General features: G+C 33.9%; 18 protein-coding genes, 1 riboswitch and 1 other annotated feature. Of the genes, 17 read left to right on the forward strand and 1 reads right to left on the reverse strand.

What is annotated here, in order from left to right; translation table 11 throughout:
- The first annotated feature begins 331 nt into the window (after window positions 1-331).
- From H9636_RS14280 to proS, 13 genes are all read left to right on the forward strand, one after another.
- Window positions 332-901, forward strand: a complete 570-nt coding sequence (locus tag H9636_RS14280; RefSeq protein ID WP_000668444.1) for a recombinase family protein — start codon at window positions 332-334, stop codon at window positions 899-901.
- 1 nt (window position 902) lies between these two features.
- Window positions 903-3,851 carry a Tn3 family transposase gene (locus H9636_RS14285; protein WP_191708244.1) on the forward strand — a complete coding sequence of 983 codons (2,949 nt, stop codon included), beginning with the start codon at window positions 903-905 and terminating at the stop codon, window positions 3,849-3,851.
- A 263-nt stretch (window positions 3,852-4,114) separates the two neighbouring features.
- Entirely contained in the window at window positions 4,115-4,549 is a 435-nt protein-coding gene (locus tag H9636_RS14290) for a MarR family winged helix-turn-helix transcriptional regulator (protein WP_191708245.1), read from the forward strand.
- Window positions 4,550-4,650: 101 nt separating this feature from the next.
- Window positions 4,651-5,268 carry a nitroreductase family protein gene (locus H9636_RS14295; RefSeq protein WP_191708246.1) on the forward strand — a complete coding sequence of 206 codons (618 nt, stop codon included), beginning with the start codon at window positions 4,651-4,653 and terminating at the stop codon, window positions 5,266-5,268.
- Window positions 5,269-5,403: 135 nt separating this feature from the next.
- Window positions 5,404-6,309, forward strand: a complete 906-nt coding sequence (locus H9636_RS14300; RefSeq protein WP_191708247.1) for an NAD(P)/FAD-dependent oxidoreductase — start codon at window positions 5,404-5,406, stop codon at window positions 6,307-6,309.
- A gap of 66 nt (window positions 6,310-6,375) precedes the next feature.
- Window positions 6,376-6,912, forward strand: a complete 537-nt coding sequence (locus tag H9636_RS14305) for a GNAT family N-acetyltransferase (RefSeq protein WP_191708248.1) — start codon at window positions 6,376-6,378, stop codon at window positions 6,910-6,912.
- Between the two features lie 108 nt (window positions 6,913-7,020).
- Window positions 7,021-7,120, forward strand: a riboswitch (TPP riboswitch).
- A gap of 119 nt (window positions 7,121-7,239) precedes the next feature.
- The gene (gene thiM, locus H9636_RS14310) at window positions 7,240-8,004 is read left to right on the forward strand and encodes a hydroxyethylthiazole kinase (protein WP_191708249.1); all 765 of its coding nucleotides are present in this window, start codon (window positions 7,240-7,242) and stop codon (window positions 8,002-8,004) included.
- Window positions 7,989-8,813: a bifunctional hydroxymethylpyrimidine kinase/phosphomethylpyrimidine kinase gene (thiD, locus tag H9636_RS14315; protein ID WP_191708250.1), complete on the forward strand. Its 825-nt coding sequence runs from the start codon at window positions 7,989-7,991 to the stop codon at window positions 8,811-8,813. The genes thiM and thiD overlap by 16 nt, the downstream gene beginning before the upstream one ends.
- A complete protein-coding gene (gene thiE, locus H9636_RS14320; protein ID WP_191708251.1) occupies window positions 8,803-9,435 on the forward strand; it encodes a thiamine phosphate synthase in 633 nt (210 codons plus the stop codon). Before thiD ends, thiE begins: the two co-directional genes overlap by 11 nt.
- A gap of 56 nt (window positions 9,436-9,491) precedes the next feature.
- The gene (locus H9636_RS14325) at window positions 9,492-10,259 is read left to right on the forward strand and encodes an aminoglycoside phosphotransferase family protein (RefSeq protein ID WP_191708252.1); all 768 of its coding nucleotides are present in this window, start codon (window positions 9,492-9,494) and stop codon (window positions 10,257-10,259) included.
- 157 nt (window positions 10,260-10,416) lie between these two features.
- Window positions 10,417-11,235: an MBL fold metallo-hydrolase gene (locus H9636_RS14330; RefSeq protein ID WP_191708253.1), complete on the forward strand. Its 819-nt coding sequence runs from the start codon at window positions 10,417-10,419 to the stop codon at window positions 11,233-11,235.
- A gap of 90 nt (window positions 11,236-11,325) precedes the next feature.
- Window positions 11,326-12,090, forward strand: coding sequence for a coiled-coil domain-containing protein (locus tag H9636_RS14335; RefSeq protein ID WP_191708254.1), 765 nt, complete (start codon window positions 11,326-11,328; stop codon window positions 12,088-12,090).
- Between the two features lie 88 nt (window positions 12,091-12,178).
- Window positions 12,179-12,401 (forward strand) — a binding site (T-box leader).
- Between the two features lie 115 nt (window positions 12,402-12,516).
- Entirely contained in the window at window positions 12,517-13,953 is a 1,437-nt protein-coding gene (gene proS / locus H9636_RS14340) for a proline--tRNA ligase (RefSeq protein ID WP_191708255.1), read from the forward strand.
- A gap of 318 nt (window positions 13,954-14,271) precedes the next feature.
- Here the strand turns inward: proS and serC are convergent, their stop codons facing one another.
- Entirely contained in the window at window positions 14,272-15,369 is a 1,098-nt protein-coding gene (gene serC / locus H9636_RS14345) for a 3-phosphoserine/phosphohydroxythreonine transaminase (protein WP_225230240.1), read from the reverse strand.
- Window positions 15,370-15,862: 493 nt separating this feature from the next.
- On the opposite strand from serC, the gene H9636_RS14350 reads away from it, so the two are divergent.
- From H9636_RS14350 to H9636_RS14365, 4 genes are all read left to right on the forward strand, one after another.
- Entirely contained in the window at window positions 15,863-16,042 is a 180-nt protein-coding gene (locus tag H9636_RS14350) for a YjcZ family sporulation protein (RefSeq protein WP_191708256.1), read from the forward strand.
- A 146-nt stretch (window positions 16,043-16,188) separates the two neighbouring features.
- Complete coding sequence (locus tag H9636_RS14355) at window positions 16,189-16,305, forward strand: YjcZ family sporulation protein (protein ID WP_191708257.1); 117 nt, start codon at window positions 16,189-16,191, stop codon at window positions 16,303-16,305.
- A 499-nt stretch (window positions 16,306-16,804) separates the two neighbouring features.
- Window positions 16,805-18,967, forward strand: coding sequence for a DUF2339 domain-containing protein (locus tag H9636_RS14360; RefSeq protein WP_191708258.1), 2,163 nt, complete (start codon window positions 16,805-16,807; stop codon window positions 18,965-18,967).
- Between the two features lie 74 nt (window positions 18,968-19,041).
- Entirely contained in the window at window positions 19,042-19,824 is a 783-nt protein-coding gene (locus H9636_RS14365) for an SDR family NAD(P)-dependent oxidoreductase (RefSeq protein ID WP_191708259.1), read from the forward strand.
- Window positions 19,825-20,047: the final 223 nt, after the last annotated feature.

The following is a 20,047-nucleotide window of genomic DNA, read 5'->3' on the forward strand; positions in this document are numbered from 1 at the left end:
GTATATGTGTTTGTTGTCCTTTTTGCCGCCAAGCTTTGGACATTCATATCATACCAAGGGGCTTTTTTATGTTCAAACCTCATATTTCTTCATTACAGGAATGCTGCCCGTTAGTGTAAGTACACCTTTTCACAATCTCCTATATCCATTTCCTCTATATAAAAAAATACCAAAAACGACCGTTTTTGGTTGTAGAAAAGAGATTATCTAAAAATATTCAAAAACTACTTAAAACACATAACCAAAAATATAACCAAAATCAAATTACTAATATATCTATTTAAATACCCTTTATGGTATAGTAAATGTATTAAGTAAGGGGGGATTTGTGTTGAAATTTGGATATGCACGGGTAAGTACGCAAGATCAGTCATTGTCATTACAACTGGATGCTTTGAACCATTATGAAGTGGAACAGATTTTTGAAGAAAAAGAATCAGGTAAGAGGAAAAACCGGCCTCAATTGGACGAGCTACTTAAAGTTCTGCGTAAGGGCGACACAGTAGTTGTCTACAAATTAGATCGTATCAGTCGAAGTACCAAACATTTAATTGAACTCATGGAGCAGTTTGAAGCTAAGGGAATTCATTTCGTGTCTATTCAAGATAAAATTGACACAACAACAGCTATGGGGCGATTCTTTTTCAGAATGTTAGCCAGCATAGCCGAATTAGAACGGGACATCATTAGTGAACGAACTAAAGATGGACTGGTAGCTGCTAGAGCTAGGGGAAGAAATGGAGGTAGACCGAAGGTTGAACCTAAAAAAATCATGCTTGCCATGAAGATGTATGAAAGTAAAGACTACTCCTTATCTCAAATTAAAGAAGCCACAGGAATAGGAGCAACAACGTTATATCGTTACTTAGGAACAAAAGAAAAATCTGGCAAGGAGGTATAACATGAGAGGGAAAGAGCTGTTAACCTCCGATCAGCGAAATATGTTTGTGTCTATTCCTGATGATATGAATGAGCATGACATAGAAATGCACTATACTTTTACCTCAGAAGATCTTGGATTTATTAATAAGCACCGAAGAGACCATAATCGCTTAGGGGTTGCTTTACAGCTCGCTGTCCTTCGGTATCCAGGTTGGACTTTATTTCAGATTAAAGACATTCCCAGCCCAATACTCGATTATATTGCAAAACAAATTGATGTCTCCCCTCAAGAATATACCCAGTATGCAAAACGGGTAGCAACTCGAAATGAACATCTAGAGGAACTTCGGCAACATTATGGCTACCAAAACTTATCCTTTGGGGCATATCGAATAATTGCACAATTTACTCTTAAACTTGCTCTTGAGAACGGAAATACAGACTACTTGATTCGCTCAACAATTGAAGAATTGCGAAGACAAAAAGTAATTTTGCCAGCACTGACAACAATAGAAAGGATTGTATGGGAAGCTCGTCAACGGGCAGAAGAACGAATTTTTAAATCTATCATCTCTACATTAAGTGAATCTCAAAAACAAAAGTTAGATCACTTACTTGATGCAAGTTCCACCAATTCAAAGACACCCCTTGCTTGGTTGCGAGAAGTTCCCGGTCAATCTTCTCCAGATGCCTTCTTAAAGGTTATAAAACGTCTTCAAGTCATACGAACTTTGCAACTTAATGTGGATATTAAAGAAATTCATCCAAATAGGGTCTTACAGCTAGCACGATTGGGTTCCAAATATGAACCCCGTTCATTCCGTAGATTTAAAGAGAATAAGAAATTTGCGCTTTTAGTTTTACACCTCCTACAACTTAGCCAAAACCTTACTGATCATGCCTTTGAGATACATGATCGGCAAATTAGCCTATTGTTATCAAAAGGACGTAAAGCTCAAGAAGAGATTCAGAGGTTAAATGGTAAATCAGTTAATGAAAAGGTTATTCACTTTGCAGATTTGGGAACAGCATTGATTCAAGCAAAAGAACAAGGGAAGGACCCATTTGAAGCCTTAGAAGCTATTATGCCTTGGGAGGACTTCGTAAACTCAATAGAAGAGGCGAAGCAATTATCACGCCCTATGGATTACGATTACTTAGACTTACTAAAATTTCGCTTTAACTACTTACGTAAATATACTCCAACATTGTTAGAAGCCCTAGAATTCACTTCTACAAAATCAGGAGAGCCATTGCTTCAAGCTATTGAGACCATTAAAGAGATGAACAAAAATAATAAACGAAAAATTCCAGAAGGAGCTCCTTTGGACTTTATCTCGAATCGCTGGCAAAAGCACGTTTATGATGATGATGGTAATATAAATCGCCAATATTATGAGATGTCTGTTCTTACCGAGTTAAGAAATCTTGTACGCTCAGGTAACGTTTCTATTAAAGGAAGTCGTCAGCATCAAGATTTTGATAATTATTTAGTGACAAAAGAAGCATGGGAGCAAAACAAGCACCTTAATGGACTTACCGCACCACCTTCTGTTGATGAATACTTAAAATTGAAAATAGATGCATTACATGATCGGCTTGAATGGATTAAAGCGAATATCACAGAATTAGATGGGGTTAATTTTGAAGACGGACGGCTGCATCTCCATCGTTTGGAGAAAAACGTTCCAGAAACAGCACGAGAATATAGTTTATCTCTATATCAACTGATACCTCGTGTGAAGTTGACAGATTTGCTTATGGAAGTAGCAAGTTGGACGGGATTCGAAAAGCAGTTCCTCCATGCTTCTACGCTGAATCCACCGAAAGAAGAAGAAAAGCCTGCGATCATGGCAGCGATTATGGCTATGGGAACAAACATCGGTCTTACTAAGATGGCAGAAGCGACACAAGGGGTTTCTTACCGGCAAATGTCCACAGCCTCACAGTGGCGTTTATATGAAGATGCTATGAATAAAGCACAAGCCGTTATAGTGAATTTTCAACACCAGTTAAACTTGTCGTCGTACTGGGGCGATGGTACAACTTCTTCTTCAGATGGAATGCGTGTTCAAGTAGGAGTTTCATCCTTACACGCTGATGCAAATCCACATTACGGCACAGGGAAAGGAACAACCATTTATCGGTTTGTTAGTGACCAATTTTCTAGCTTCTATACGAAAGTGATTAATACAAACGCAAGAGACGCTGTTCATGTTATAGATGGTTTATTGCATCATGAAACCGACTTGCATATTGAAGAACATTATACAGATACGGCTGGTTATACGGATCAAGTATTCGGATTAACTAATTTGTTAGGATTTCGATTTGCCCCAAGACTACGAGACCTTGCAGATTCAAAACTTTATTCATTTGAAAAGCCAGACCAATATCCAGAAATGGAGAAGTTGCTTCGTGGAAGAATTAACACCAAGATCATTCAGGAAAATTATGATGATGTATTAAGGTTGGCACATTCCATTCGTAAAGGAACGGTCTCTGCTTCTCTCATTATGGGGAAATTAGGTTCTTATTCTCGTCAAAATAGCCTTGCGACAACTTTAAGAGAGATGGGTCGCATAGATAAAACCTTGTTTATATTAGATTATATTTCTAGCGAAACATTGCGTCGGCGAATTCAACGTGGATTAAATAAAGGAGAAGCTATGAATGCATTGGCACGAGCTATTTTCTTTGGGAAACATGGGGAACTTAGAGAAAGAGCAATACAAGATCAATTACAGCGTGCCAGCGCCTTAAACTTAATTATTAATGCTATTAGTATTTGGAATACCGTGTATCTATCACAAGCAATTGAACATTTTAAAAATACAGGAAAGTATCAAGAGGAATTGCTCCCGCACATATCACCATTAGGATGGGAACATATAAACTTTCTAGGTGAATATTCATTTATACCTGAGATTTTGAACTCAATACATTCCCTAAGTCCACTTAGGATATAAAAAAACCCTAATTTTTCTGCTTAGCGTAGAAAAATTAGGGTTTTCATATCCAAAAAATGTCTTAGCGTATAATATCCGCGTTTTGTCGGCAGTACCCCTTATAGGTAAAATTATAAAAGTATAATTTTGCAGAAAAAACTGAAACTAACTATATAATTAGGACGTTTACAATAATTGCTAAAACAAAACACTTGATTAATAGATTATTTATATTATAATTGACTAGTCAATTGTTGACCAATCAATTGATAAGGAGGCATGAAATGGATCAATCCTGCGAAGAAATAAAACAGATGATTTTTATGTTTAAAAATATTGATCGACAAGTTACACAGAACTTTGAAAAGCGCACAGGGATCAGTCTAACTCGATATGAAATTTTGTATACCTTATTAAAATGCGGACAACTTTCACAAATCGAGTTACAAAAAAAATTGAAAATTGATCAAGCTGCTATTACGAGACACTTAAAAATTCTTGAAGAAAAAGATTTTGTTTTTCGAAATCGTAATAAACAAAATAATCGAGAAGTTATTGTGGAAATTACAGATAGAGGCAAAGGAATTTTAGAAAACTGTGATTCAAATAGAAAACAATTTTTTGATGAATTATTTCATAATTTTACAACGAAAGAAATACAAGAACTTCAAATTATGTTAAAAAAACTAATGGATAATTCTGACAAACCACATTGTTAGTACAAAAACGTTATACATGCCATCTTAGATTGTCAGCAGGTCGTACCACACAAACCATTGTTATTTAAAATGATATAGCTATTTTGAAAGGGGTATATAAAATGCCAAACACAATTCAACAAATCATGCATGAAAGAAAATCAGTTCGTAAATATAAAGAAGGTGTCGTAATCCCTAGGGAGAAATTACAAGCTTTATTAGAAAATGCCATTTCAGCTCCATCATCAAGTAATATGCAACCGTGGCGTTTCATCGTTATTGAGGATCAACAAGTTAAAAAAGAGTTGCGTCAAATTGCAAATGACCAAGAACAAGTCGAAACTTCGTCAGCGATTATTGCCGTTCTTGGTGATCTTGAAATGTACAAAAACTCTGAACAAATTTATAATGCTAATTATGAAAAGGGTTATATGCCTCGAGAATTAGCTGATTTAATGATAAAAAATTCCCTTTCCATGTATGGAAGTTTACCAGTAGATATTATTAAAAATATTGTTCATTTTGATGCTGGTTTAGTTTCAATGCAAATTATGCTTCTGGCTAAAGAAATGGGTTATGATACAGTACCAATGGGTGGTTTTGATAAAGCGAAATTTGGGGAAAAATTTAATTTACCAAAAAACGAAATACCTATCATTTTAATTGCTATTGGCGAAGCATCTGCTCCAGCTTACGGATCATCACGTCTGCCAATTGAACAAATCACAAGATTTATTTAATAATCATAACGATTGATATATGAAAAGTAGCGTTGACTTAAATGGTCAACGCTATTTTTTATATTGAAATTGAGGAATGAAAGTATTCTTTAAGCAAACAATAAAGGATATTAATGTGAAAAGGATAGAAGAATAGTGAATATTTTTGATTGTGTAATTGTAGGAGCAGGGCCAGCTGGTTTAAGCGCAAGCTTGACTTTAGGAAGAGCTAGAAGAAAAATTGCTCTTTTTGATGATGGTACAAATCGAAATCGAGTAACAACCCAGTCGAATGGTTTTTTAACTCGTGATGGCATTAAACCAATGGAATTTAAAGAAATTGGATTAAGGGAGTTAAGTCACTATCCCTCCGTTCATTTTTTTAAAAAGACTATTCAAAATATCTCAAAGTATCGTAGTAATCAATTTATTGTAAAAACGGATGATGGACAAAGTTTTATTTCCGATAAACTTTTACTTGCGAGTGGCATTCAAGAACATTTTTCTGTCCCAAATATTAGAGATTTTTACGGGAAAAGTTTATTTAATTGTCCTTATTGTGATGGTTGGGAGTTGAGGGATAAGCAACTTATTATTATTGCTGACAAAGAAGAACATGCTCTTCATATGGCAAAATTACTCTATAACTGGTCAAAGGAGTTCGTTATATTATCTAATGGGAATAAGTTTTCAAAAGAAGGAATCCATGAACTACAGAAAAGAAATATAAAAGTAAAAACGGAAACGATTAAAAATTTAATCGGAGATAATGGTTATATTCAACAAGTTGAATTAACTTCTGGCGAAAAAGTGAATTGTGTAGGCGGATTTGTTGTACCATCCTTTTATCGACCTAATCCTTTTCTTGAACAATTCAATTGTGAAATAAATGAAGATGGTGAAGTTATAACAGATGGACTTGGTCGCACTTCTTGCAAAAATGTCTATATTGCTGGAGAAATAAAAAGAATAAGTAGCCCATCATCACTAATTAATTCAGCTGCTGATGGTTATAAAGTGGCTATTTCGATTAATCATGATCTATCGGAAGAAAGATTTTAATTATAAGCTGATTTTAGAGGAAAATATTCCCTGTTTGTCGAATGGTAGTAGATAGGGGGAATATAAATGAGTGAAATACAATTTGTGAAATTTGATAATGAAATAAATGAATTGGTTTCTTTTATGACAAATAATACGTGGGAATTCCATTTGATACCTAATCCATCAAAGGAACAAATCATTCAAAACTATTATACTGGATATTATTTTCAAAATCGGGAAACATTTTGGATTATAAATAGCGATAACAAAATAGGCATCATTATAATAGAAGATATCAATGATACGATACCATTATTTGATATTCGTTTAGATAAAGCTGTACGGGGAAAAGGATATGGGGCTTTAGCTGTCCAATGGATTGTTCAATATCTCTTTACTTTACCCGATAAGAAAATTCGAATTGAAGCTCATACAAGAAGTGACAACTTAGCAATGAGAAAAACTCTCTTTAAATGTCGTTTCGTTAAAGAAGGTTATTTTAGAAATGCATGGGAAAATAATGGTGGTACGATATCCGATTCAATTTGTTATGCTATCATTCGTGATGATTGGGAAAAGGGTAAAATAACCCCTATAAAACTTAACGAAATACCTTTTTAATCGAAATATTTGTAACCTCTTTGAAGATTTCATTCGAAAGAGGTTTAAAATTTTGTTTATCTTTTCACTTGTAGAAAACTAGTTTTATGTTAATATGAAATCAATTAAATAATTTTGCAGGGGGACGCACTTTGCGTTGAGAAGGTTAAAACCTGACCCTTTGAACCTGACAGTTAAGACTGACGTAGGGAGCAAACATTTTTTCGAGAATACATATTCATATCTTGGAATTTTAACGCTCTTTTGTCATTGTACAAAAGGGCGTTTTTATTTATAGCAATAACCAATACAAAGGGAAACGAGTAAAATCATTGAGGTGAAAATTTAATGACGTTGTCTAGTATTCGAAAGAAAAGTCCGCTAGTACATTGTATTACAAACTATGTAGTTGCTAATTTTACAGCAAATGGTTTATTAGCTGTAGGTGCATCCCCCGTAATGGCGGATGAAGTGGAAGAAGTTGAAGAAATGGTTTCCATTGCAAATGCATTATTAATTAATTTAGGAACAGTGAATGTTCGAACGTTAGAATCTATGATGATTGCTGGAAAAAAGGCTAATGAATTAAACATCCCAGTAGTACTAGATCCCGTCGGAGTTGGAGCTACAAAATTTCGTCAACAAGCGATAAAACAAATATTGAACAAAGTAAACGTTCAACTAATACGCTGTAATATGGGCGAATTAGCAACAATCGCAGAAGTAGAGTGGCAAGGAAGAGGTGTAGATAGTGGTAACGGGGATATGGATTTACCGAAAATAGCAAAACAAGTTGCAGTTCAATATAACTGTCTTGTTGCTGTTACAGGTTCAAAGGATTATTTAACAGATGGCTATTTAGAACATTGGACAGTTGGAGGACATGAATTAATGACCCAAGTTACTGGTACTGGATGTTTATTAAGTGCGTTGTGCGCTGCAACTTTAGCTATAGAAGGTGACCAATTATCAAATTTATGTGAGCTCTTCATGGATTATAAACGTGTAGCTGAATTGGCAAGTGACCATCTTCTTCTCGGTACATTCCAGGCAGAAATATTAAACAATATTCATTTATTATCAAGAGGTGCTAAACAATGGACGTTGTCATGACAATAGCAGGAACAGATAGTGGTGGTGGAGCAGGTATTCAGGCAGATTTAAAGACCTTTCAAGAACTAAAAGTATTTGGTACTTCCGCCATAACTGCACTCACTGCACAGAATACATTAGGGGTTCAAGGGATATTTCCTATTTCACCTGATTTCGTACTTCAACAATTAACTTCCGTTTTTTCAGACTTTGATGTAAAAGCTGTCAAAACAGGGATGCTTTTTTCCGCTGAGATTATTGAAGTCATCGCTCATTTCTTACAGCAAAAAAACGTTCAACTAGTAATCGACCCTGTAATGATCGCAAAAGGTGGAGAAAGTTTACTTCAAAAAGAAGCGGTGGAAGCTTTAAAGAGTAAGCTCATTCCTCTAGCTACTGTACTAACCCCGAATATACCTGAAGCTGAAGTAATTAGCGGCATTAAAATAGAAAACGAGGATCAAATGGCAAATGCTGCACATAAAATTCTTCAATATGGTGTACAGTGTGTTGTCATGAAGGGCGGCCATTTGCACGATCAATATTCAGCAACAGATAAAGTATATTTAGCCGATGGAACGACTTTTTCAATGAAAAGTGAAAGAATTCAAACGAAGCATACCCATGGAACAGGCTGCACTTTCTCAGCTGCACTTACTTCCTTTTTAGCAAAGGGATATTCCCTTAAAAATGCAATGATTGAAGCGAAAAAGTTTGTTCAATTAGCTATTGAAAATCCATTAAATATCGGCCATGGGCATGGTCCTACCAACCATTTTGCTTATCAACAAAGGAAAGGTCAATATGAGGTGAGTATCAATGAATCCTAACGATTTAGCTGTTTATTTTATAATGGGAACAGAAAACTGTGAAACAGACCCTTTAAACGTACTAGAAGATGCTTTGCAGGCAGGAATAACAATGTTTCAATTTAGAGAAAAAGGTCCTCGTGCATTAAAAGGGGAGAAATATGAAGAGTTTGCTAGAGCATGTCAACGGTTATGTAAACATTATCATGTGCCATTTATAGTGAACGATGATGTGGAGCTAGCCTTGAAATTACAGGCAGACGGTATCCATGTGGGACAAAAGGATATGGCGTTAGTAAACATTCGTGAACAATTTAAAGGAAAAATAATTGGTGTTTCCGTACATAATGAACAGGAAATGTCCGCAGCTGTATTAAATGGAGCAGATTATGTTGGAATTGGTCCTATTTTCGAAACGACTTCAAAACCTGATGCAGAACCGCCTACTGGTGTCAGTTTTATAAAGGAAATACGAAATAAATATCCGAATTATCCAATTGTCGCAATAGGAGGCATTACAACAGAAAATTCATCGGAAATTATTCAAGCAGGTGCAGATGGAGTAGCGGTAATCTCTGCAATTTGTCAAAGTTCTAATCGAAGAGAAACAGTGAATCAATTAAAAATTATTAAAAATTACTAAAAAAATATTATTCCTACGTTATAATATGTTAAAGAATGGTAACGGAGGAAAATGAAATGTATGCTTGGGAAGTTGATGTCATCCAACATATTGGAGAAATTCAGGACATTTATAAATTACCCTTTCAAGGGTGGACATCGGAAGTCTATCAAATCACTAATAAACATCAACACTATTTATTAAAAATCGCTTCTAAAAAGAACTACCGACTCTGGTTAAAACAAGAAGCAGAAGCAATGAAGCGGTACCAAGATCGAAAAGGATTCTCCATACCAAAATACTATCAATTTTGGGAAGATTCTCAGCATAGCTATTTACTAATGTCTTTTATCGATGGAGTTCCATTAAGAGTTGCTTTAGAACGAGCTAAGTCCGAAAAAGAAAAACACCAACTGTTAGTTAGCTTCGGATTATTTTTAAATCAATTCCATTCAATACCTGTAGAAAACCCTCAACTTTCGACAGAACAATGGTTAAATGATGAGCTTCAAAAAGCCCTTCATTCGGTACAAAATAATGAATGTGATGGAACGATGGAGCTTTGGGAACATATTCAACATCATCGTCCATCATCGATTACACCTACTTTTATTCATGGTGATTGTACGATTGATAATGTTCTTGTTGCGAATGGTGAAGTAGCTTGTTTTATTGACATTGCTGGAATGACGATAGGGGACCCGCGTTATGATGAAGCGCTTGCTATACGAAAAATGATTCATCACCCACGTGATTTAGCTTCCTTTTATGAAGGATATAATCGAAAACCAATGACTACTTTAGAATTTACTTATTTTAATCATGGATTATATGAATTTTTCTAATATGAATAATTTTTAAGTATAATGAAAGAAGATTCCATAAAAAAGTAGTAGAATACAATATACTAGCATAAATAAAAAGTGTACCATCATTTTCTATGATGCGTGCACTTCTTTTATTATTCATAAACAATAGATTTAAAAATAGGGGTGAAACTTATTGATAACCTATCAATCAAACAATGTTACGATTTTTCAAAGTTTACTATATAAAACCACATCTCTTGTTATCCAAACAAAGGATTGTATTTTAATTGTGGATCCAAATTTACTCCCTATTGAAGTAAGTGAAATTAAAGAATATGTTGAAAAGATACGAGGGAAACGCCCTATCTATTTACTTTTTACCCATTCAGATTGGGATCATATTGTCGGCTATGGAGCTTTCCCCGACGGGATTGTTGTCGCAAGTGAGCGATTGGGGAATCGAAATGATAAAGAAGTAATACTCCATCAAATTAGACAATTTGATAATCAATATTATTTAGATCGGAATTATCCTATACTTTATCCTGCTGTAGATATCCCTGTAACCGATGATGGGCAAGTATTGGAAATTGGGAATACGACTTTAACGTTTTATAAAGCGGAAGGTCATACAGATGATGGGATATTTATTGTAATAGAACCTTTAGGTTTATGGATTGCTGGTGATTATTTATCAAATGTTGAATTTCCTTTTATTTATTATAATAGTGAAAAGTATGAAGAAACATTGCGAAAAACAAATGATATATTAAAAAATCATAACATTCAGCTTCTTGTGCCTGGACATGGAGATGCTACAAACATCAAAGAGGAGATCATTTTTCGAAAAATCACTTCATATCGATATATTCAGGAACTACGAAATGCGATAAAAGAAAACATTGACCATCATTTTTTAATTCAAGGATATAAATATAAAGAGGAACAAATAAAAAGCCATGAGGAAAACTATCATTTAATCAAAAAAGAATTGAAAGTTGAATCAACATAATCAGGTTTAAGAAACGAATGTTCTATAGTTGAACCCTCAAGACAATTGCCGCATAAACTAAATGAGGCGAGCAAAAGGGGGTGTCCTCGAATGGGATTATATATTAATAATAAAGAACACCCGAGAGTGTTTAGTCAGTCAAATCATTTGGTAGAACCAAATCAAGTGGAATTTAAGCGCGATTATTTATCTGAGTTAATTGAACAACAAGTAAATGCTACTCGAAATTTGCAATTTTCTTTAAATCAAATCCAATATTCTCAAAATGATTGGAATGAGCACCAATCAAACCAATTACGAAATTTAAATGGACGAATAGATGAACTTAGGGATTTCCAACAACATCAACAATCTGTTGAACAACAAGTCGAATCTAGGTTAGAAAACATTGAAAATCAAAATCGTACATTAAATGAATCAATCCTTCATGAACAACACTTTCACCAAGACTTATTTCATCAAGTAAATGCGATTAATTATTCTCAAAAAGAAATCGTAAATCGCATCGATGTTTTAGATGATGAATATAAAGAAATTGTCACAATTTTAAAAGATTACTCAGCTATGAATGAAGCGTTAATATCACGTTTGGAAACAGTTGCGATGACGAAAGAGAAATTAGAAGAACAAATTCATGCCAATAGAGAACATAATCAACAATTAGTTAATCAAATGACCTTTATCGAAGAAGCTCAAAAAGATGTTTTAGATCGGGTTGATAATAACGAAGGATTAATCGAAAAAGTAATGCGACAAATCGATCATCTACGATCAATTTTATTTGAACGGACGAACGATTTAGAAGAAAAGTTGGAGAAAGTACTACAAAACTCGGTGACATTTTTTAAAAAATAAACTTTGTTTTCCTTTGTCATAATTATTTTTTAGAAAATTTTTCACTTAGATTGAATTAATTCCTTTTATTTGATACAGTATAAGAAATATGGAATCTATGAAGTGACCAAGTAAATAAGAATTGTGAAACAGAAAATATAGCAGATGCTGAGAGCTATATCACCACTTCTTATTGAAACCTATCACGGAGATGCAAGTTAAAGCTTGCCGAGTCGTTATCGTTACAAACGCGTAGAGGGTAAAAGGGGAATTTTTTCTTTTTACCGAACTAAGGTGGTACCACGTCTATTCAGCACAAAGACGTCCTTTTGATTAGGACTCTTTGTGCTTTTTATTGTTCAAAAAAATACGAACGAGTCGGAACCATAAATTGTAGCGCTAGATAGGGAAAATGAAAATTGTAAAAAGTTTTAGGAGGAAATAACAATGTCACAACAAACGAATGATTTTTCTAAATGGTACATTGACACAATTCAAAAAGCAGATTTAATGGACTATACACCGGTTCGTGGGTGTATTGCATTTAAACCAGACGGTTATGAACTATGGGAACATATTCAATCGGAAATGGACCGTCGTTTTAAAGAAACAGGTCACCGTAATGCCTATTTCCCAATGTTAATCCCAGAATCTTTCTTCCAAAAAGAGAAGGATCACATTGAAGGATTTTCACCAGAACTTCCATGGGTAACAGAAGCAGCAGGGGAAAAATTAGAAGAACGTTTAGCTCTTCGTCCGACTTCTGAAACAATGATTGGTCACCTTTATTCTGATTGGATTAAAAGTTACCGTGATTTACCACTTTTAATCAACCAATGGGCAAACGTTTTCCGTTGGGAAAAGAAAACTCTTCCATTCATTCGTACTTCTGAATTTTTATGGCAAGAAGGGCACACAGCGCACGTCGATGAAGAAGATGCTCGAAAAGAAACGATGCAAATGTTAAACATTTATAAAGAAGTTGTTGAAAACTTTTTAGCGATTCCTGTTTATGATGGACAAAAAACACCGTCTGAACGTTTCGCAGGGGCTGTTGATACGTACTCTATCGAAGCAATGATGAAAGATGGTAAAGCAGTACAAGCTGGTACATCCCATTATTTAGGTACGAAGTTTGCGGAAGCCTTTGATATTAAATATTTAAATAAAGAAAATAAACATGTTCATGTGCATACGACATCATGGGGGACATCTACTCGTTTAATTGGTTCTGTCATTATGGTACACGGTGACGAGCAAGGTTTAGTTTTACCGCCAATAATTGCTCCAACACAAGTTGTATTAATTCCTGTAGGTCCATGGAAGAAGAATCCAGCTATTATCGAGAAATTAGATGAAATCTTCGCAGCGCTTAAAGCAAAGGGTATTCGTGTCCGTCTTGATGATTCTGATCAATCACCAGGATATAAATTTAACGAATGGGAGTTAAAAGGGGTACCAGCACGTATTGAACTAGGTCCTCGTGATTTAGAAAATAATCAAGTATTAATCAAAATGCGTGATGAATCAGACAAACAAACAGTTGAATTAAGTTCTGTAGTAGAAGTAATTGAAGAAGAGTTAAAAGTGATGCAAACAAGACTTTATGACAAAGCAAAAGCATTCCGCGATGCGAATTCTCATACGCACATTGATTCTTTAGAGCAATTACAGCAACATTTATCTGATTCTGAGAAAAACGGTACGATTCCTGGTTGGATTTTAGCAGGTTGGTGTGGTGACGATGCTTGTGAATCTAATGTTAAAGAACAAACAAAATTTACAACTCGTAACATTCCGTTTAATCCACCAACAGAAAAACATACTTGTATTAACTGTGGCAAAGAAGCGAAACATACAGTTTGGTTTGGCCGTGCATATTAATTAAATTATAATCCACCCAAAAATCTTCCTCGAAGAGAATTTTTGGGTGGATTTTATTATTTTGATGATTCGAACGCTACTTCATATGACTTAGCACAGACTATAAAGTAGAGAAAGTAAGAAAGATTCTAACTTAGTATGTGTCATTAAATCAGCTCCCTTGTTAGGAAAAGATGAAAAAATAGTATCAATGATTAATTGTTCGAATCATTATTCAGTTTGGTTCTTTTAATAAATATCATACTTGTTTGCTAGTTTTTGCACTCAGTAGTTTTGAAAATAAAAAAAGACCCAATTTTCAAAATTGGGCCATTTCATTTATTGATGTTTTTTCTGGAATTCAATCATAAAATTAGCAAGGGCTTGACATGCTTCAACCGGGACAGCATTGTAAGTAGATGCACGGCATCCTCCTACTGAGCGGTGACCGTTTAAACCTACAAAACCAGCTTCTTTTGCCTCAATAAGGAATTGTTTTTCTAGTTCTTCATCTGTAACACGGAACGTAATATTCATCAATGAACGGGATGATGTTTCGGCATGTCCTCTATAAAATCCATTACTTTGATCAATCACATCATAAATCAATTTTGCTTTTTCTTCATTATTTTTCGCAATACCTTCAAGTCCACCCTGAGCTTCTACCCATTTTAGTACTTCACCTAACATGTAAATACCAAAGGTTGGTGGAGTGTTATATAAAGAATTTGAATCTGCATGGGTTGAGTATTTTAACATTGTAGGGATGTTCTTGTTCGCTTTTTCTAGAAGATCTTTTCGAATAATCACAACGGTAACACCTGATGGACCTAAATTCTTTTGGGCACCTGCATATATTATACCAAATTTACTTATATCAACCGGTTTAGAAAGAATATCACTAGACATATCTGCTACTAAAGGTACTTCGCCTGTAGTAGGAAATTCCTTCCACTGTGTCCCGTATATCGTATTGTTCGAAGTAATATGAACATATGCATCTGATTGATTAAATCGAATTTCATTTAAAGTGGGGATGTTGCGATATTTGTTTTCTTTTGTACTAGCAGCTTCCGCCGTTTTTCCGAAAAGTAATGCTTCTTTTAATGCTTTTTCAGACCATGAACCTGTTAGTACATAACTCGCCGTTTGATCTTCTTTTAAAAAGTTCATCGGGACCATTGTAAATTGAAGACTTGCACCACCTTGTAAAAAAAGAACTTCATAGTTTTCTGGAATCGTATATAACGATCTTAGACGAGCAATTGCTTCGTTATGAACCTCATCATAATCTTTACTCCGATGGCTCATTTCCATTATGGACATTCCAGCATTGTTGTAATTAATTAGTTCTTGTTGCGCTTTTTCAAGTACTTCTAGTGGTAAAGCGGATGGACCTGCATTGAAATTAAATGCACGTGTAATGGTTGAATTCAAATGAAACACTCCTTGAAGTAAATTAATCGATATAGTTGATTATATACTGAATTATAACTAAGTGGTTTTGAATTTTAGATAAAAGTGATAAAAATTTTGATTTTTCGAATTTTATTGTAAATAAATGATAAATATTTATACTAAAATATTTTATGAAAGTATTTTTAAATGAAAAAAATAACTTATTGAGAGAGTGATTGTTTCCTAGTTAATTCGGTAATAAAATTTGCAATAGAAAGCCAAAGAGTAAACTATTCGTTGTTTATGAAAGATTAAAAAATATTTGTATAAAAAATGTTAGTTTATTAAACGTATGTCTTGCTACTAGCTTTTTTCCATGCATTTATTACTCAGAGATTAAAAAAATTTACAGTTTCAATAGTGATATATGAAAAAGAATCTATTTTTTCTTTAGAAGCTCCACGCTTGTCCATCACCTTACTTACTTAAAATCATAAAGTAGAAATATAACAATCGAAAGGAGGAATATGGCATGGGATACTCTAACGATGTAGGTGGCGTAGGCGACTACTGTAATAATAATGTAGGAGGAGTAGAAGATAATTACTGCAATGGTGGATCCGGCGGATTCGGCGGCGGCTTTGCATTGCTTGTTGTTCTATTCATTCTTCTAATTATTATCGGTACACAATTCAATAAAAGATACTACTAGTATTATTTATTGACAAAAGAATGGGAGTACATCCCATTCTTTACTACATAAATGGGAAATACATTCTAAAAACTAAACATTTGTCCCTACCAATGCCAGGTTCTAGACATAAATTGTAGTATCTTAGATAAAGGGAGAGAAATGTTATGCATTATAATTATTATGGTGATGGTGGTTACTCTAAAAATGGAAGTGAATTTGTTCTACTCGTTGTTTTGTTTATTCTTTTAATAATTGTTGGAACATTTTACTTCAACCACTAAAACATTATCGAACACCTGATAGGATTTTAAAGCCATTTCGCTTTAAAATCCTTTTTATTTTGTCTGTAAAAGAAACAACTTGAAAGGATTTCCAATTATATTTGTAGAAATGATGAATACGGATCTTGGAGAGGAGTATATTTATAATGCAAAGCATGATATTTTATAATATTGAAGAGTATATTTCTTAAAATCTATAATAAAGGAATGTAGGATACATAGCTGATCTGTAAAAAGGGCTGCATTTACTAAAAGCAGCAGGTAATCCACTCTACTTTCGAAACAGAAAGGCAAACAATTCTTTTAGCTAAACAGATTCTTCCTTTGAGACATTAATTGGTAGGATCTAGCGGTGCACCTTTATATTTTTCTTATCAATACTCATTCCTTATTATACTCGGTATATTTGGGTTTTAGGGATGTCGCACACTATTTTCTAGCTAGCCTTAGAGGAGAGTTATAAAAAAGCTAGAATGAAATGAATGATGGGGGAACAAAAATGCAAAATGACATTGAAAAGCGTGTCGCTTTTCTAGAGAAAGAAGTACACAATTTACGATTAGAACTTCATCAATTAAAATCAGCTACAAAGGATGTGGAACAACCATTTCCAATTGTGATGAAAGAAACATCTGAAAAAGGTCATAAAGAAATACAGAGAGTAAATAACCATACAAATGATTCCGTAGAAAATATCCGCCCCAAAAATCAAACCATTCAAAAGCCAAAAGAACGACCTCAAAAAGTTCAACAACCAATGAAACAACCTTTGCCACCTAAAAAGCAAAAAAGCTTTGAGGAAATCATTGTATGGTCTTTACCGAAAATTTTTATGGTTATTCTAGTTTTAGGTGTTCTTTGGGGATTAAAACTGATTAGTGATTTCGGTTTACTGTCAACAGTAGTTAAGCTTGTTTTAGCTTATGGTTTATCGATAGGATTATTTATCATCGCATTTACGATGGACAAAAAGAAGAAGGATACTACACAAGTTTTGACCGTTGTTTTATATGGTGGGACATTTATCATCGGAATTTTAACAACAGCAGCTGGAGCAATTATTTATGAAGTATTAGGTCTTTACTTTGCTTTATTTATTACCTTCATTTACATCGCTTATGGTGTAAGTATTTGTTATGTAAAGAAAAATGAAGTTCTTTCAATATTTGTTATTTTCACCTCGTTATTATTACCTTATTTACTAGAATATATGAATTTTAACGGGCCATCTATTTTACTTTACGTTTTAATTATTTTTATAGCAATGCAGCTTGTATTTATTAAACATATTCAAAAAATAGCGCTCTACATTTCTTACAGTTTTTCGCTTCTCGCAATAATGATTATCTGGATATTAAATCAAGAACAGCCTTGGTTTTATCTAGCAAGTGCTATTATTTTGAATGTGTTCTTGCTTTATGTTTGGTGGCACCAAAATAAATTAAGAGGGAAAACAATAGCACTACACGAGGGGCTATTGTTTAGTTTAAGCGGATTGACGATTGCGATGATCAATTTGATTTCAAATGAACCAGAACTTGCTTTATTATCATTAACGATTGTCTATATGGTTTTCGCTTACTATGCATATCAAAGTAAAATGAAACAACTTGTTGATGTTATGGGGACGTTATCTTTACTTTCCCTATTTAATCTTTTACTAGCTCTGGAATTATCCAGTTCGTTAGATATCGTATTATTCCCGTTATGTGCCTTTATATCCGTCATGTTAGCTATACGAATTGGCGCAAAAATGATGAAAATAACGTATAGTATTTTATTTACAATTTCAGTCTTTTCTCATTTGTTACTGAGTGATGTAAAACCATTTTGGACAATTGAACATGCTAACTATTTATTCATATTACTATATTTAATCGTTATTTTCTTATTTGAACAAAAACATCAGAATGTTCAAGTGGAGGGAAAGGCAAAAGTAAATCTGTCTTTTTCAGGTGATATTTTGCCTATTGTAATCACAGGATTCTTCTTCTATTATGTAAATATTTTTAACTATAGTTATATCTCTCAGGAATATCCATATGCAACCTATATCTTATTGGCATTTATGATGTTTGTAAGCTTCTTTATGCCGAAACATTTGACCGGAAGACTTTTAAAGTATGTATTCATTTTCGCATTTGCTATTTCTATGATTAATTTATTACCTAGTCACTATGTTTTCGGAATGGATATTTGGTTAAATATTATTGCACGGCTAGTTTATGTATGCTCTATTATCGCATTCATGGTAGATATTTTGATGAAAGGATATTTCTATCAAACTTGGATTCGAAAATCAAAAATTGATCTTGATGGTCTTCATACGGTATGTATTTTAGCTGTGATGATGTTGTTATATGGACTACTAAACCAGTTGCAATTTGATCAATTGATAAGTCCTATTTTTGTTATCGCTAGTAAAACGATACTTTTATTCATCGTTTCCAGCATCTCTTTATGGATTAGTACGATACAACCGTTCCGAAAAATAAAAGTGATGGGCTATGTGGTCATTGTTTTTGCTATTTTTAAACTCGTATTCTTTGATCTAAGTTCCCTAAATCTATTTATTCGTGCCATTTTATTTATTTCTATTGGAGGACTTGGTTTATTTCTATCAAACAAATTATTATCAAAGAAAGGAAAAGGGGAAGAATAATAGAAAAATTCCCACAATTCTATCCTTTTCTTATATAATTTAAATATCTTTCATTAACAAAGGAGTTAAAACGAATGGATTTAGGATTAAAAGATAAAGTAGCCATTATTACGGGTGCCAGTAAAGGGATTGGTTTATATACCGCTTTACAGCTAGTAAAAGAGGGAGCAAAAGTGGTGATCGCTGCCCGCACAGAAACAACTTTAAGTGAGGCAAAATCATTTATCCAACAACAAACGGGTCAAGACGTTTTGACCGTTTCTTGTGATGTTTCAAAAGAAGAGGATTGTAAGCGACTAATTGAAGAGACAGTACAGCATTATGGTAAATTAAATATTTTAATTAATAACGCTGGAACATCTTCTGCCAACTCATTTGAAGATGTTGATTCGGATCTTTGGCATACAGATCTAAATTTAAAATTATTTGGAGCCATCCATTGTTCCAAATACGCCCTCCCATATTTAAAAGAACAAAAAGGAGGAGCCATTTTAAATTTAACAGCCGTATTAGCAAAAACACCACCAGCTTCCAGCTTACCAACTACAGTAAGTCGATCTGCAGGTCTAGCCCTAACAAAGGCAATGAGTAAAGATTTAGGTAAATATAATATTCGTGTAAATTCTGTTTGTATTGGCTTAATTCGTAGCCGCCAAATCGAAGAAAAATGGCAAAAAGAAATGCCAAGTCATACTTGGGAGGAGTACTCAAAAGAAGTAGGGAAATCCATTCCACTAGGTCGTATAGGGAATACGGAAGAAGCAGCGAATGTGATTACATTTTTAGTTTCTGATGCGGCTTCCTATGTAACTGGTACTGCTGTTAATATTGATGGCGGTTCTGGTGCAGCTCTATAAATTTATTTAAAATCCTGTTTGTTTCGACAATCAGGATTTTTTTATTACGTTCCATAGAATTTTATATTAATGATTTGATTTTCGTTTCGTGTCCTTTTATTTTCGCTATTTTGTAAATTTATAGAATGAAACTTTTGTGCCATCTAATTCGTATGTTTTATAAAAGCCAAATATGGTGAAAGATTATAAAGAAGTATACTTACTATTTTATATAAAATAGATA

The organism is Ureibacillus galli (assembly GCF_014836845.1).
Classification (GTDB): Bacteria; Bacillota; Bacilli; order Bacillales_A; family Planococcaceae; genus Ureibacillus; species Ureibacillus galli.